Source organism: Armatimonadota bacterium, from assembly GCA_016869025.1.
Taxonomy (GTDB): domain Bacteria; phylum Sysuimicrobiota; class Sysuimicrobiia; order Sysuimicrobiales; family Humicultoraceae; genus VGFA01.
The window spans coordinates 42936-57180 of record VGFA01000003.1 but is presented as its reverse complement, the minus strand read 5'-3'; the positions used below and the strand labels follow the sequence as shown (position 1 = coordinate 57180).

Genomic DNA, 14245 nt, shown 5'->3' with positions numbered 1-14245 from the left:
TATTTCCGCTTGTTGCCGGAGGAGTTTGGAGGACCCTGCCGAAAAGCCGATCTGTGCGGGCAAACACATTCCTGGTCGGCCTGGTGATCGTCGTCCTCTTCGTCGGCTCGCTGATCGTCGGCTACTTCGTAGGGGAGAGGTACATCAAGCCGCGGTCGGGGGCACCTGGAACCGAACGCGCAGCCCCGGCTCCGCCGCCGGTCCATCTGCCCGGGCCTGCGCAGCCGCCGGCCCCGCCGTCAGTACCTGAGATCCCGCCCCCGCCTACTGTGCCGCCTGCGCCATCTGCACTGCCGCGGCAGCCCGGCATCGCTACACCGGGCCTTCCAGCGCCAACCCCGGCTGCCACGCCGCAAGCCGAGGAGGCGCCGCCGCCCGCGGCTGGCCCGGCTACCCCGAGGCCCGAGGCATCTCCGGTGCGCCCTTCTCCAGCGCGTCCTGCTGCAGGGGTAGAGGCCACGCCGGCTGCGGCCCTGTACAGGGTCCAGGTCGGCGCATTTGCCAGCCGCGCGAACGCTGAGGCGCGCGTCGAGGCGCTGCGCGCATCTGGTTTCAGTCCTTACATCGTCCAGGAGAGCGGCCTTTTCAAGGTCAGGGTGGGGGCGTTCCGCGACCGGACCCTGGCCGAGCAACTGGCCGAGCGGCTCCGCGCAGCAGGCTACGACGTAGCAATCATCCGCTAGCACCTTCACAGAATCCAGGAGGCGGTACGATGGCCTACAGCAACATCCTCGTAGATCAATTCGATGCCGTGGCGGTGATCACGTTGAACCGCCCCAAGGTGCTCAACGCGCTCAACCGGGAAACGATGGACGATCTGGCCGCTGCGCTGGATGCCATCGAAACAGACGATAATGTGCGATGCGTGGTCCTGACCGGAGGCGAGCGGGCGTTTGCCGCCGGCGCCGACGTGAACGAGTTCGCCTCGGCCACGCCTGCGGAGATGCTTGCCGGCTACAGGTTCGAGCAGTGGGAGCGAGTCCGCAAGTTCAGCAAACCCATCATCGCTGCAGTGCGCGGGTTCGCCCTCGGCGGTGGTTGCGAGCTGGCGATGGCCTGCGACATGATCATCGCAGGGGATGGGGCCCGGTTCGGCCAGCCCGAGATCAACATCGGGATCATCCCCGGCGCCGGCGGCACGCAGCGCCTGACGCGCGCCGCCGGAAAGGCACGGGCCATGGATCTGATACTGACCGGCCGTCCAATCTCCGCGACCGATGCCCAGGCCATCGGCCTGGTCACGCGCGTCGTGCCCGACGAGGCGGTCCTGGACGAGGCCAGGGCCCTGGCAGTTCAGATCGCCTCCAAGCCGCCGGTTGCGGTCCGCATGGCCAAGGACGCGATCCTGAAGGCGTTCGACACCACGCTCGAGGGCGGGCTCGACTACGAACGCAAGGCGTTCTACCTGCTGTTCGCCACAGAGGACAAGACCGAGGGCATCCGCGCGTTCCTGGAGAAACGAGCGCCAAACTGGAAGGGGCGCTGATTCGGAGGGATCCCCTGCAACTCCCTGCGCACGATACACTGGCTCTGTCGTTTGACGATGGCGCGCTCACGGTGACGCTGAACCGGCCGGGCTCATTGAACGCGATCAACGAGCAGATGGCTACCGATGTGAACGACGTCGTCGGGTTTGCTGGGCGAACGGCCGAGGTGAGGTGTGTTGTCCTGATCGGGGCGGGGAGGGGGTTCTGCTCAGGGCAGGACCTTCGCGATCGGGCCGGAACCGCGGGGATTTCCTACGGCGAACTCGTCCGGGCGCGACTGAACCCGATCATCCTCGGGCTGCGGACGCTGGAGAAGCCGGTGATTGCCGCGATCAACGGCGTCGCTGCCGGTGCCGGGTGCAGCCTGGCACTCGCAGCAGACCTGCGGATCGCGTCAGACCGTGCATCGTTCGCCCTGGGCTTCTCCCGGATCGGCTTGATCCCCGACGGGGGAGCCACATTCCTGCTGCCGCGTCTGGTGGGGACGGGCCGCTCCCTGGAGATAGCCTTCAGCGATGAGCCGATAGGGGCGGCAGAGGCCCTGCGGCTGGGCCTGGTGAACCGCGTGGTACCCCATGATGATCTGCCCGCGGCGACATCCCAACTCGCGCTGCGGCTTGCCCAGGGCCCAACACGCGCCTTTGGGCTTGCCAAGCACGCCATCAATGCCGGCCTGTGCGCATCACTCGAAACCGCACTCGAAAACGAAGCGCTTCTCCAGGAGACCGCCGGCCAAACCTCCGACCACAGAGAAGGCCTGGCTGCGTTTCTCGAGAAGCGGCAGCCGCGGTTCGAGGGGCGGTAAGGAAGAAACCTCGCACGAGCAGGGAGAGGTACCGGTTCATCACGCCCTCCTTCCTTGCGGGATTTGCTTACTTAACATAAGAGACATTATGCGAAGCACTCGAAAGGCCCCCCTCGAACCCGAACGCATGTTTGCATACAGCCCATGGTCTGCTATCATTCCCTTGGAGGCCTCCCGGCCTGGGAGGTCTTTCTAGGAGGCGACCATGGCATCCGGGCTCACGCGGCGACAGCAAGAGATCCTTGCCTTCGTGACGCGCTTCATAGAATCGCGCGGATACCCGCCCTCGGTACGCGAGATCGGCCAGGCGATGGGGTTGACCAGCAGCTCGACCGTGCACAGTCACCTGGAGGCGCTCGAGCGCAAGGGTTGCCTGCGCCGCGATCCCAGCAAGCCGCGTGCGCTTGAGCTGCTGCGTGGCGCCCCCGGAGCGGGCAGGCAGTATCTGGGCGTCGCGCTGCCGCTGATCGGACGCGTCGCCGCCGGCACCCCGATTCTCGCCGACCAGAACATCGAGGACTATGTGCCGGTGCCCTCCGGCTGGACAGACGGGGCCGAGGCGTTCGTGCTGCGGGTGCACGGTGATAGCATGATCGAGGCAGGCATCCTCGACCGCGACCTGCTGGTTGTGCGACGCCAGCAGACCGCCCGCAACGGCGACATTGTGGTGGCGCGACTCGAGGACGAGGTTACTGTCAAGCAGTTCTTCCGCGAGCGCGGGCGGGTCCGTCTGCAGCCTGCCAACGCGGCCATGGAGCCGACCTACGCCGACGAGATCGTTGTCGAGGGCAAGGCAGTAGCGGTGCTTCGCCGCCTGGACTGACCCCTTTGCCCGGGCCGGCGCGCCAGCGCCGGGGTCTTAAGCGCCCGCAGTTGCACCGCGAGCGGTCCAGGGACCTCGGCCTCAATCCAGACCCCCTCCTCCCCGTACCGCTGTGCCATCACCCTGCCCTGGTCATGGATCTGCGCCACGAGCCTGGCATCGCTGTAGGGCACGTGCAGGCGAAGCCGTACCCACGGCTCAGGCAGCCTGCGCCCGATTGCGTCAAGCAGTCCGGGAAGCCCTTCGCTTCGCGCCGCCGACACGGCCACGGCCTCCGGGTTTGCCGCGATCAACCGCCGCACCCGTTCTGGGGTCAACGCATCGGTCTTGTTAAGGACAAGGAGCGTGGGATGACTGCCTGCTCCCAGTGAGGCCAGCACTTCTGTCACGACGCGAACCTGCTCGGGCCAATCAGGATGGCTGGCGTCGGCCACGTGGAGCAGCAGGTCGGCGTGCACTACCTCTTCGAGCGTGGCGCGAAACGCCGCAATGAGCTGCGTGGGCAGCCGCCGGATGAACCCGACCGTGTCCGCCAGCACGATCGGCCGCCGGTCCGGCAGCACCAGGCGTCGTACCGTTGGGTCCAGCGTGGCAAACAACTTGTCCTCCACGAATACCCCGGCTCCGGTCAGGGCGTTGAGCAGCGTGGACTTGCCCGTGTTCGTGTAACCCACAAGCGCGACCTGGGGTAGAGCGGCATCCTGCCGGGGCCGCCGTTGCCGTCCCCGGTGCCGCTGGACCGCGTTGATCTCGCGCTGCAGTTCAGTGATTCTGGAGCGGATACGCCTGCGGTCAACCTCCAGCTTCGTCTCGCCGGGCCCGCGCGTACCGATCCCGCCTCCCAGCCTTGAGAGCAGCACCCCGCGGCCGGTGAGGCGGGGCAGCAGGTAGTTGAGCTGGGCGAGTTCGACCTGCAGCCGGCCCTCCCGGCTCCTGGCGCGCTGAGCGAAGATGTCGAGCACGAGCGCGGTGCGGTCCAGAACCTTGACGCCGAGGTCGCTCTCCAGCACCCGCTGCTGCACAGGCGTAAGTTCGTCGTCAACCAGGACCAGATCGGCTGTGGACGCCTCGGTGGTACGCAGGACCTCGTCCACCTTGCCCTTTCCCAGGTAGCGAGCAGGGTCAGGCCGGGTGCGGCGCTGAATCACTGTGGCGACCGGGTCTGCCCCGGCCGTCCGGGCCAGGCTCGAGAGTTCGGCCAGCGATGGGCCCGCATCCCCGGAGCGGTCCAGGGCGACCATTACCGCGCGCTCCGGCCGGCCCATGGTGGTGGCTCGCGCGCCGGCCCGCCGCCGAGCGGCGTCGGCCATGCGCGTGAGCGGCTGGAGGTCCAGATCATCGAGCACTGCGAGCGCGTGCGGTCCTTCCACGGCCGTCCTGGTGCCGTCTCCCGCAGCCCTGGTCTGGGTCTGTTCCAACAACCAGAATCCCGTGGGGCGGCCGCGGCTGGTGCCCACGGTGATCACCAGGTCCAGGTCGAGCCGTTCGAGCACCCGGGAGTCGCCGTCGTCGGGCCGGCCGTCGGCGTGGGGATGTGCTTCGATGTATCGCAGCATGGAACCGCGTCCCCCCACCCGCCGTCCCATCTCGTCAGCAAGGGACTGCCAGCGCCGGCTCACTATCACGTGGGCGACCGTGCCGTTGCGGTCGAGGAGCACGCCCACCTCGCGCTTGAGCGCGTGGGCGAGGTGGGCGAGAATCTCGATCAGGTCTACGCCTGCAATGCGGTTCGCCGGCGCCTTCCGCCGCTCAAGGGTCTCCAGCATCCGGCGGTGGGTCGGCGCTACGGTGCGGGGTAGCCCCCAGATCGTGCCGATTACGGCACCCCCCTTCCCTGGCCGCGCCTACGCATAGGCCTTCCGGATGCGATCCAGCGCCTCGTCGAGCCGCGCGTCCGGGGTGGTGAGCGACAGGCGTACGTATCCCTCACCGTGGGTACCGTAGCCGATCCCGGGCGTGATGACCACGCCGGTGCGCTCCAGGACCTCGGCGGCAAACGCCACCGAAGAGGCGCCGCCCGGGGTGGGCATCCATACGTACAGCGTCGCCCTCGGCACCGGCGGGGACCACCCGACCGAGCGCAGGGCTGAGACAAGCCGATCCCGACGGGAGCGGTAGGTCGCGAGCGTGGGCGTGATAACATCCTGGGGACCGGTGAGCGCGGCCACCGCCGCGTGCTGTACCGCCCGGAAGACGCCGGAGTCCACATTGGTCTTGAGCGCGCCCAACGCGCCTACGGCCTCGGCGCATCCTGCGGCAAACCCAACCCGCCATCCGGTCATGTTGAACGCCTTGGAAAGCGAGTGAAGTTCTATCGCCACCTCCCGGGCGCCGTCCACCTCGAGGATGCTCGGGGGGCGGTAGCCGTCGTAGGCGATCTCGCAGTAGGAGTTGTCATGCGCGACCAGCAGATTGTGGCGTCGTGCGAACTCCACCGCGCGCGCGAAGAACTCCAGATCGGCGGTGGCACCGGTGGGGTTGTTGGGGTAGTTGAGAAAGACCAGCCGCGCGCGCCGCAGAACCTCCGTGGGAATGCGGTCGAAATCCGGCAGGAAGCCGCGGTCGGCCTCCAGCGGCATCGCCACCACTTCGCCCTCGGCCATTATCGTTGAGGACCGGTAGACCGGGTAACCTGGATCGGGCACGAGCGCGACCTCGGAGGGGTTCAACACGGCCCAGGGCAGGTGTGCCAGGCCTTCCTTTGAGCCGATGAGCGCCAGCACCTCTTGCTCAGGATCCACGCGCACGCCGAACCGGCTCAGAATCCAATCCGCGGCCGCCCGCAGGAACGCCTCGGTTCCCCGGTAGGGCGGATACCGGTGCGTGCGCGGGTCCTGGGCGCCTTCCTCAAGGGCACGTACGATGTGCGGCGGCGTCGGCAGGTCGGGATCCCCTACCCCAAGGTTGATCACATCCACCCCACGAGCTTCCAGCACGGCCTGCTTGCGGTCGAGGTCGGCAAACATGTAAGCGCCGATTCTGCGAAGTCGCTGTGACTGCATCACGCCTCCACTTGTCTGAACAGCATCGAGTTCATGATAGCATGCACGCGATCGATCGCGCTTCCCTGCGTCAGATCGGTTGCATCCACCCACCGGATCCGTGCATCGCGCCTGAACCAAGTAAGCTGCCGTTTCGCGTAGCGGCGCGTGTTGCGCTTCAGGCGCCGGACGGCCTCGACGGCGTCGTAGGCACCCGTCAACCATCCGGCCATCTCCTTGTATCCGAGCGCCTGCATTATCGGGGCGGTCAGAGGAATGCCTTGATGCAGCAGGCGCCGGGTTTCTTCCGCGAGCCCGGAGGCCAACTGTGCCTCGACGCGCGCGTCAATGCGCCGGTAGAGGTGCGCCCGCTCCATCGTGAGCCCCACCATCGTCACGGTACCGACTACACTCCCGATGCCCTGGTTCTGCTGCGCCGATATGGGGCGCCCGGTCCGCAGGACAACCTCCATCGCGCGGATCACCCGGCGCAGGTTGTGTGGGTGGATGCGGGCCGCCGCGCCCGGATCGAGGCCGGCAAGTCGCGCGTGCAGGTGTCCGGGCCCGTGGCTTCGCTCTTCTGCCTCAAGGGCGGCGCGCAGCGCAGGGTCCGGAGACACAGGCGGAAGGGCGAGATCGTCCACGACCGCGCGGATGTAGAGGCCTGTCCCTCCCACCAGCAGCGGCAGCCGGGCCCGCGCGCGTATGTCGGCCAGCGCCTGCCGGGCCAGCCGTTGGTAGTCGGCCAGGGTGAACGCCTCGTCTGGATCGGCCACGTCGAGCAGGTGGTGCCGCACGCGGCGGCGCTCGTCAGGGGTCGGCTTGGCCGTCCCGACATCCGCGCCGCGGTAGACCGAGCGGGAGTCGGCCGCGACGATCTCAGCGCCCATGCGCTCAGCCAGCGCGACGGCCACCGCGGTCTTGCCCACCGCGGTCGGGCCGCACAGCACGGCAAGGCGGTCGGCTGCGGCTATCCTCTCAGGAACCATCGTTCGATCTGTTCGCGGGAAACGGCGATGATCGTGGGGCGGCCGTGGAAGCACGTGAACGGATCCTCGGCCGCGTTCAGGTCGGCCAGCAACGCCGAGACCGAATCGGGACTCAGCCTGTCTCCGGCGCGTATCGCTGTGTGGCAGGCGGTCGCGATGGCAATCCGCTCCAGGGGGTCCTCCTCCCCATCCCCCTGAAGACTGCCTATCGCGCGCAGCAGGAGGTCCGCGCCCGGAACGCCTGGGACCGTCGCCGGCACCGCGCGCAAGATGGCGGTGCCAGCGCCAAACGGCTCAACCTCGAAGCCCATCTGCGCGAGGTGGTCGCCGTGGCCGATCAGCATCGCCATATGCGAGGGCACGAGCTCCACGGCCAGAGGAATCGCCAGGCCCTGGCTCGTGAGGCTTCCTCTGCGGCGGGACGCGATGAGACGCTCGTAGAGGACGCGCTCGTGCGCGGCATGCTGGTCAACGAGATAGAGACCATCCGGGCCCTCGGCCAGGATATACGTGTCGAGGAGCTGGCCGATCGGGCGGAGCACTGGCATGCGCTTGGCAGGCGGAGCCGCATAGGCCGCTCCGGCCTCGCGCGCAGCGGCCTCCCCGACTCCCCGTAGCAACGAAAGCATCTCTCCCTGGGCAGGCATCCCCAGGACCTTGGGGCCCGCCGAGCCCGCCGCCTGACGGATGAGCGGGCTCGACAGCAGCGCCTCCCTCACGCCGTGGGCCACGGCGCCGAACAGCCGGGATTCCTCCCGGAACCGCACCTCCATTTTGCGCGGGTGGACGTTGACATCGAGTGCGGCCGGATCCACCTCTACGAAGAGCGCAAAGACCGGGAATCGTCCCACGGGCATCAATTGCGCATAGCCCTGCTCCGCTGCTCTACGGAGGAGCGCGCTCTGGACAGGACGGTGGTTGACGAAGAGGTGCGCTCCGGAGCGGTTGGGCCGGCCGCGCTCCGGGCGCCCGAGCCAGCCGTGGAAGGCGCCGGCAGGCACCGTGCCCCACACTGGAATCAGGTCCTGGGCTGTCCCTGCCCCTAGCAGCTCAGCCATACGTTGACCCGGCTCTGTTCGGGGCCACCACCCGGCTTCGCGGCCGTCTGTGATCAACCGAAAGGCAACCTCGGGATGCGCCATCGCCGCGCGTTGCAGCGCCTCGGCAAGCAGTGCCTGCTCACGGGCCGGGGATCTCAGGAACTTCAGGCGTGCGGGAGTGTTGTAGAAGAGCGCGCTCACCTCCACGGTAGTCCCAGGGGGGGCACCGTGGGCACCCGAGGCCCGAGGCACGCCGCCGACCACGACAACCCGCACCGCGCTGAGAGCGTCCTGCGTCCGGGTCGTGAGCGTCACCCGGGCGACCGCAGCGATGCTGGGTAGGGCCTCACCCCTGAAACCGTAGCTCGTAACCCGCTCCAGATCTTCGACGCAGGCAATCTTGCTGGTGGCAAAGCGCTCGAAGGCCAGGCCGACCTGGTCGGGCGGGATGCCTTCGCCGTCGTCGGTCACCCGGATCAGACGGAGGCCCGCGCCCTCGGCCTCGACGGTGATCGCGCGGGCACCGGCATCCAGGCCGTTCTCCACCAGTTCCTTGACCACCGAGGCCGGGCGCTCGATCACCTCGCCGGCGGCGATGCGCTCGGCGACCGACCGTTCCAGCACATGGATCGGCGTCATTGCAGCCGCCTGTCCTTGCGTTCAGGGGCGCCGGCCCGCCTTACGCGCGCGCGTTCGCGCAGCTCCGCGAGAACCCGCAGAGCTTCCAGCGGGGTCATCGTCTCGATGGCCATGCCCAGCAGCTCCTCTTCAAGCGGTGACGCAAGTTCGAGCGCCAGTGGCAGTTGCCTGGGCCTGCGCGCCCGGGAGGGCACGGGTTCGGCATCGGCTTCGCCGGGCCGAGCCGCGGCTGCCTCGAGCTGCTGGAGGATACGGCCGGCCAGCGCGATCACCTCTCCTGGAATGCCCGCCAGCCGCGCCACGTGGATGCCGTACGACCGGTCCGCGCGGCCATCGGCCACGGTGTGCAGGAACACGATCTGCTCGCCCTGCTCCTGTACCTGCATGGCTATGTTGTGGACGCGGGGCAGCACCTCTGCCAGCTCGGTGAGTTCATGGAAGTGCGTCGCAAACAGCGTGCGCGCACCGATGTGGTTGTGCAGGTACTCGACCACCGCCCATGCCAGGCTCATCCCATCGTAGGTGCTGGTGCCGCGTCCGACCTCGTCCAGTAGAATCAGGCTGCGCTCGGTGGCGCCGTGCAGGATGCGCGAAACCTCCTGCATCTCTACCAGGAAGGTGCTCCGGCCCGAGGCGATCTCGTCCGTGGCCCCCACCCGCGTGAAGATGCGGTCGGTGATGCCCACGCACGCCCAGGCCGCCGGCACGAACGAGCCCATCTGCGCCATTACGGCTATCAGTGCTGCCTGGCGCAGCAGCGTGCTCTTGCCCGCCATGTTGGGGCCGGTGACGATCAGCAGAGCGCGGTCGCGCACGTCCAGCCGGAGTGAGTTGGGAACGAATCGCTCGCCTTCCAGGAGACGCTCCACCACCGGATGACGGCCGTCGCGTATCTCGAGGACCGGCTCGGCCGCGATCTCGGGCCTGACGTAGTCCCCCCTCTCCGCTGCCACGGCCAGGGACAGCAGCACGTCGGTTTCGGCCAGCGCCCGCGCCACCTCCTGCAGGGAAGACGCCCTCGCGGCCACCGCATCGCGAAGCGCCGAGAACAGCTCCAACTCCAGCGCGGCTATGCGCTCCTCGGCGCCCAGGATGGCGTCCTCGCGCTCCTTCATCTCGGGCATGATGTACCGCTCGGCGCCGGTCAGGGTCTGCTTGCGGACGTAGTCCGCGGGCACGAGGTGCTGGTTGGCGTTTGACACCTCGATGTAGTACCCAAAGACCTTGTTGAACCCCACACGCAGGGAGCGAATGCCGGTGCGCTCACGCTCGGAGGCCTCCAGGCCGGCTATCCAGGCCTTGCCGCCGGAGGCGGCCTCCCGAAGGCTGTCAAGCGCGGGGGCATAGCCCGGCCGGATCATCCCTCCGTCGCGCAGGCCAGCAGGTGGATCGTCCACCAGCGCGCGGGCTATGTGCGCGGCGATGTCACCGTGCGGATCCAGCGCCTCCGCGAGGCCGGCGAATCGCGCATCAGGCAACTGCGCAACCTGCTCGCGCAGACCCGGCAGCCGCTCGAGCCCCTCACGCAGGGCGCACAGGTCGCGGGCGGTTGCCGAACCATGGCCAATCCGTCCCACGAGACGGGCCAGGTCAGGCAGCGCGCGCAGCGTTCCGCGCACGGCTTCCCTGCGGATGCGGTCTTCCAGCGCGGCGCCCACGGCGCGGTGTCTCGCCGAGATCGCATCCACGTCGAGCAGCGGCCGAAGCAACCATTCCCTGAGCAGCCGCCCTCCCATCGCGGTCATGGTTTCATCCAGCACGCCCACCAGGGTATGGCGCGCGCTGCCGTCGCTGCGGTTGCGCAGCAGCTCGAGGTTCCGGCGCGTGATCTCATCCAGATCGAGGACCGACTCTGTCCTGTACACGCGCAGACCGCGCAGGTGCGCCAGAGGGCTCTGTTGCGTCTGCTGGAGGTACTGCACCAGAGCACCGGCCGCGGATGTGGCGAGGGCCAACGCCTCGCATCCGAAACCGTCCAGTGAGGTAACGCGGAAGTGATCGAGCAGCGCGCGCCGGGCCACACCCGGATCGAAGCGCCAGGCATCCAGGTGCGTCCAACGGCCCCCCGCGGTCTGCACTGCCCCGCCGTCCATGGCGGCAAGGCCGGCTCCTGTCTGGTTTGTGCCGGACGGAACCTCGGCCGCGGGGATCGCGATCTCGCGCGGGTCCAGGCGCGCGATCTCGTCGGCCAGCCGGCGGTCGGCGTCGGGACCCTCGATCTGGGTCGCCATGAAGTCCCCGGTCGAGAGGTCTGCCGCTGCCACGCCCCATGCGCCGGCCTCGCCTGAGACGGCCGCCAGGTAGCGATGCTCTCTGGACGGCAGCAACGCGGCATCCATCACGGTGCCCGGCGTGACCACCCGGGTCACCTCCCGGCGGACCAGCCCGCGCGCCTTGCTTGGGTCCTCGACCTGGTCACAGATCGCCACGCGGTATCCCCGGTCCACCAGCCGCGCCAGGTGGCCGGCGAGGGCATGGTGGGGCACGCCGCACATGGGCGCGCGCCGTCCCTTGCCTACCTCGCGGGAGGTCAGCACTATCTCGAGTTCCCGCGCCGCCACACGCGCGTCGTCGAAGAACAGCTCATAGAAGTCGCCCAACCGGAACATGAGCAGCGCGCCCGGATGCCGGGCCTTTAGCTCCTGGTACTGGCGCATCATGGGTGTCAGCGAGGAGTCGCGGGTCACCCCACAATGCTACCACAGCGGGCGTCATCCTGTTGATTCGCCCCGACCCCCCGCCTATCATGGGGCCAATACACCGCGCCGCGGTTTGAGAAGGAGATTGAACGTGGACACCCCCCCCACCATTGACCCCAAGCACCGCAGTAGTGAGATCACGGAAGGCGTCCAGCGCGCCCCGCACAGGGCGATGCTCCGGGCCACCGGGCTGGGCGACAACGACCTGCGCCGCCCGATTGCAGGCGTGGCCAGCACCTGGAACGAGGTCACCCCGTGCAACCTTAACCTCGACGTCCAGGCCCAGTGGGTGAAGGACGGGGTGCGTGCCTCCAACGGCACGCCTCAGGAGTTCTGCACGATCGCCGTCAGCGATGCCATCGCCATGGGCCACGAGGGAATGAAAGCCTCCCTGGTCAGCCGTGAGGTGATAGCCGACTCGATCGAGTTGATGGCGCGTGCCCAGTGTTTCGACGCGCTCGTGGCCATCGCCGGGTGCGACAAGAGCCTGCCCGGATCGGTCATGGCGCTAGCCCGACTCAACCTACCCGGGGTCTTTCTCTACGGCGGCACCATCATGCCGGGCGAGTTTGAAGGTAGAGACGTGACGATACAGGACGTCTACGAGGCAGTCGGGATGCACGCGCAGGGCCAGATGACCGCCGAGGCAGTGGACGCCCTGGAGCGCCGCGCCTGTCCAGGTGCCGGTAGCTGCGGCGGATTCTACACCGCCAACACCATGGCCGCCGCGATGGAGGCGATTGGTCTGTCGGTGCCCGGCGCGGCCTCGATCCCTGCGGTGGACCCCCGGCGTGAGCAGGCGTGCCGCGCCAGCGGGGAGGCCGCGATGAAGATGCTGCGAGACGGCATCCGGCCGCGTGACATCCTGACGCGGGAGGCGTTCGAGAACGCGATCCGCGTAGTGGTCGCCCTGGGTGGCAGCACCAACGCGGTGTTGCATCTCCTGGCAATAGCCCATGAGGCCGGCGTCGCCCTATCCCTGGAGGACTTCGACAACCTCAGCCGCGCAACGCCCCACATTGGCGACCTGCGCCCGGGCGGGCGATACGTCATGGCGGATCTCGATCGTGTCGGAGGCGTTCCCGTCGTGATGCGCGCGCTGCTCGACGCTGGCCTGCTGAGCGGAGCGGCGATGACCGTCACCGGGCGCACGGTGCGTGAGAACCTCTCCGGCGTGAAGGCGGAGGGCTGCCCGGTCGTCGTACCGGTGAGCCAGCCGCTGGAGCGCGAGGGTGGTCTGGCCGTGCTTCGGGGCAGCCTGGCGCCGGAGGGCGCCGTCATCAAAACCGCGGGCGTGACCAAGAAGACCCACCAGGGGCCGGCCCGTGTCTTCGAGCGCGAGGAGGATGCGTTCGCCGCAGTCATCAAAGGGCAGATCGGCGCCGGTGACGTGGTTGTGATCCGCCACGAGGGTCCGAAGGGCGGACCTGGGATGCGCGAGATGCTCGCGGTCACCTCGGCGCTCGTCGGCCGCGGCCTGGGCCAGGAGGTGGCGCTGATCACCGACGGCCGCTTCTCCGGCGCCACGCGCGGCGTGATGGTCGGACACGTTGCACCAGAAGCAGCCGCAGGCGGCCCGATTGCCCTGGTGCGTGAGGGCGACACGATTCTTGTTGACATCCCGAACCGGCGCCTGAACCTGGAGGTGCCCTCCGACGAGATCGAACGGCGCAGGCATGCATGGACGGCGCCGGTTCCCCGGTATGCGCGCGGGGCTCTGGCCAAGTACGCCCGGCTGGTGTCCTCGGCGGCGCGCGGTGCGGTCTGCGATACGTTCGATTAGAGAGGGAACATGATCAAGCCGCGCTGCGTAGAAGCAGAGAGAACGGAGAAGCCGAGTTATCTCGGAACCGGGAGGATGAATATGCGCACCGCGCGCGTGGGGGCTTTGATCCTAGCAGTAGCACTTCTCGTTGGGGCGACGGCCACCAGGGTCCAGGGGCAGGACATCTTCGGGATAATTAAGACGCTGGGGATCGGCTACGCCGTGCGTACCTTCGCCCCGCAGATCAACTCCTTCATCAACGACCTGCTGCAGAACCGGGGTGTCGCGGTCCGGGAGCAAACCAAGGTGGTCCCGATACTGAGCATCACGATAGGAGTGACTTCGCCGGGGGCCGCATACGTCGGGGCCGCGCAGGTATCAGGACCCGCGGCCGCGGTGGATCGCGTGCAGGCCGTGGCCGTGATCGAAGCGGACTTCCAGGCGGCGTTTCGGATAAAGGCGCTGGTGCCCGTGGACAATCTGAAACCCTGGGAATCACTACGCCGTGTGCCCGGCGTGGGAGTCTCGGCGATTGTGGATATCAGAATCTAGTGGGATTGATCCGGTTCTCCCACTCGGCCTTCCTGGGTTCCGCGCACCGGACGACGGCGCGCTTTGGCTCCCAGTCGTCGGGCGCTCCAAACAGCCGCTTGGGAAGCATCAGCAGCGTGCGTACAGGGATGCTTGTTGTCTCGAGGCCGTAGCGGTCGTCCAGGACCACCGAGCACACGCTCCAGGTGTTGTTCGTGGAGTTCCAGATGTGGATCTCATTGCCGTCGAGTCCCATGGCGACCCGCACGCCCCTGGCGTGGTCCACCGCTCGAACGATGACGGCACCGGTGGCCACGGACACCGCGACCACCATGAGAAGGAGAAGACTCTGCGTCGTGCGTGAGGATGGGAACACGCGCCTGCCTCGCTCGGTTGTGGCGGAGGGCCCTGGGAATCGAACCCAGCCTGGACCTTCCGGCCCAGCGACCGGTTTTGAAGACCGGGGCCCGCACCGGCGGACGCTGC

The 14245-nt window shown here is 68.1% G+C and carries 12 protein-coding genes; 6 read left to right on the top strand and 6 right to left on the bottom strand.

The window, feature by feature from the left end:
- Positions 1–35 precede the first annotated feature (35 nt).
- The 4 genes from FJX73_02805 (at position 36) to lexA (ending at position 3115) form a co-directional block, all read left to right on the top strand.
- Positions 36–683 (top strand): hypothetical protein, encoded by a 648-nt coding sequence (locus FJX73_02805; GenBank protein MBM3469707.1) that lies wholly within the window; start codon positions 36–38, stop codon positions 681–683.
- 29 nt (positions 684–712) lie between these two features.
- Positions 713–1486, top strand: a complete 774-nt coding sequence (locus FJX73_02800; GenBank protein MBM3469706.1) for an enoyl-CoA hydratase — start codon at positions 713–715, stop codon at positions 1484–1486.
- Between the two features lie 38 nt (positions 1487–1524).
- The gene (locus tag FJX73_02795) at positions 1525–2292 is read left to right on the top strand and encodes a 2-(1,2-epoxy-1,2-dihydrophenyl)acetyl-CoA isomerase (protein ID MBM3469705.1); all 768 of its coding nucleotides are present in this window, start codon (positions 1525–1527) and stop codon (positions 2290–2292) included.
- Positions 2293–2497: 205 nt separating this feature from the next.
- On the top strand, positions 2498–3115 hold the full coding sequence (gene lexA, locus FJX73_02790; protein ID MBM3469704.1) for a transcriptional repressor LexA: 618 nt from the start codon (positions 2498–2500) through the stop codon (positions 3113–3115).
- Here the strand turns inward: lexA and hflX are convergent.
- The 5 genes from hflX to mutS form a co-directional block, all read right to left on the bottom strand.
- Complete coding sequence (hflX, locus tag FJX73_02785; protein ID MBM3469703.1) at positions 3055–4881, bottom strand: GTPase HflX; 1827 nt, start codon at positions 4879–4881, stop codon at positions 3055–3057. The two genes, lexA and hflX, sit on opposite strands and share 61 nt — an antisense overlap.
- Positions 4882–4959: 78 nt before the next feature.
- On the bottom strand, positions 4960–6117 hold the full coding sequence (locus tag FJX73_02780) for an aminotransferase class I/II-fold pyridoxal phosphate-dependent enzyme (GenBank protein MBM3469702.1): 1158 nt from the start codon (positions 6115–6117) through the stop codon (positions 4960–4962).
- Complete coding sequence (gene miaA, locus FJX73_02775; GenBank protein ID MBM3469701.1) at positions 6117–7085, bottom strand: tRNA (adenosine(37)-N6)-dimethylallyltransferase MiaA; 969 nt, start codon at positions 7083–7085, stop codon at positions 6117–6119. The genes FJX73_02780 and miaA overlap by 1 nt, the downstream gene beginning before the upstream one ends.
- Entirely contained in the window at positions 7067–8764 is a 1698-nt protein-coding gene (gene mutL / locus FJX73_02770) for a DNA mismatch repair endonuclease MutL (protein MBM3469700.1), read from the bottom strand. The genes miaA and mutL overlap by 19 nt, the downstream gene beginning before the upstream one ends.
- Entirely contained in the window at positions 8761–11424 is a 2664-nt protein-coding gene (gene mutS, locus FJX73_02765; GenBank protein MBM3469699.1) for a DNA mismatch repair protein MutS, read from the bottom strand. The genes mutL and mutS overlap by 4 nt, the downstream gene beginning before the upstream one ends.
- Between mutS and ilvD the strand changes: the two genes are divergently transcribed.
- Together ilvD and FJX73_02755 are read left to right on the top strand one after the other, a co-directional pair.
- Complete coding sequence (ilvD, locus tag FJX73_02760; GenBank protein ID MBM3469698.1) at positions 11423–13246, top strand: dihydroxy-acid dehydratase; 1824 nt, start codon at positions 11423–11425, stop codon at positions 13244–13246. The two genes, mutS and ilvD, sit on opposite strands and share 2 nt — an antisense overlap.
- 81 nt (positions 13247–13327) lie before the next feature.
- The gene (locus tag FJX73_02755) at positions 13328–13780 is read left to right on the top strand and encodes a hypothetical protein (GenBank protein ID MBM3469697.1); all 453 of its coding nucleotides are present in this window, start codon (positions 13328–13330) and stop codon (positions 13778–13780) included.
- Here the strand turns inward: FJX73_02755 and FJX73_02750 are convergent.
- Positions 13770–14135 (bottom strand): hypothetical protein, encoded by a 366-nt coding sequence (locus FJX73_02750; protein MBM3469696.1) that lies wholly within the window; start codon positions 14133–14135, stop codon positions 13770–13772. The genes FJX73_02755 and FJX73_02750 overlap by 11 nt on opposite strands.
- Positions 14136–14245 lie beyond the last annotated feature (110 nt).

Coding starts and splice junctions, on each gene's coding strand:
- ilvD (MBM3469698.1), top strand. CDS start 11,423: ATGGGTGTCAGCGAGGAGTCGCGGGTCACCCCACAATGCTACCACAGC.
- mutS (MBM3469699.1), bottom strand. CDS start 11,424: ATGATGCGCCAGTACCAGGAGCTAAAGGCCCGGCATCCGGGCGCGCTG.
- FJX73_02755 (MBM3469697.1), top strand. CDS start 13,328: ATGCGCACCGCGCGCGTGGGGGCTTTGATCCTAGCAGTAGCACTTCTC.
- FJX73_02780 (MBM3469702.1), bottom strand. CDS start 6,117: ATGCAGTCACAGCGACTTCGCAGAATCGGCGCTTACATGTTTGCCGAC.
- FJX73_02800 (MBM3469706.1), top strand. CDS start 713: ATGGCCTACAGCAACATCCTCGTAGATCAATTCGATGCCGTGGCGGTG.
- miaA (MBM3469701.1), bottom strand. CDS start 7,085: ATGGTTCCTGAGAGGATAGCCGCAGCCGACCGCCTTGCCGTGCTGTGC.
- mutL (MBM3469700.1), bottom strand. CDS start 8,764: ATGACGCCGATCCATGTGCTGGAACGGTCGGTCGCCGAGCGCATCGCC.
- hflX (MBM3469703.1), bottom strand. CDS start 4,881: ATGCTGGAGACCCTTGAGCGGCGGAAGGCGCCGGCGAACCGCATTGCA.
- lexA (MBM3469704.1), top strand. CDS start 2,498: ATGGCATCCGGGCTCACGCGGCGACAGCAAGAGATCCTTGCCTTCGTG.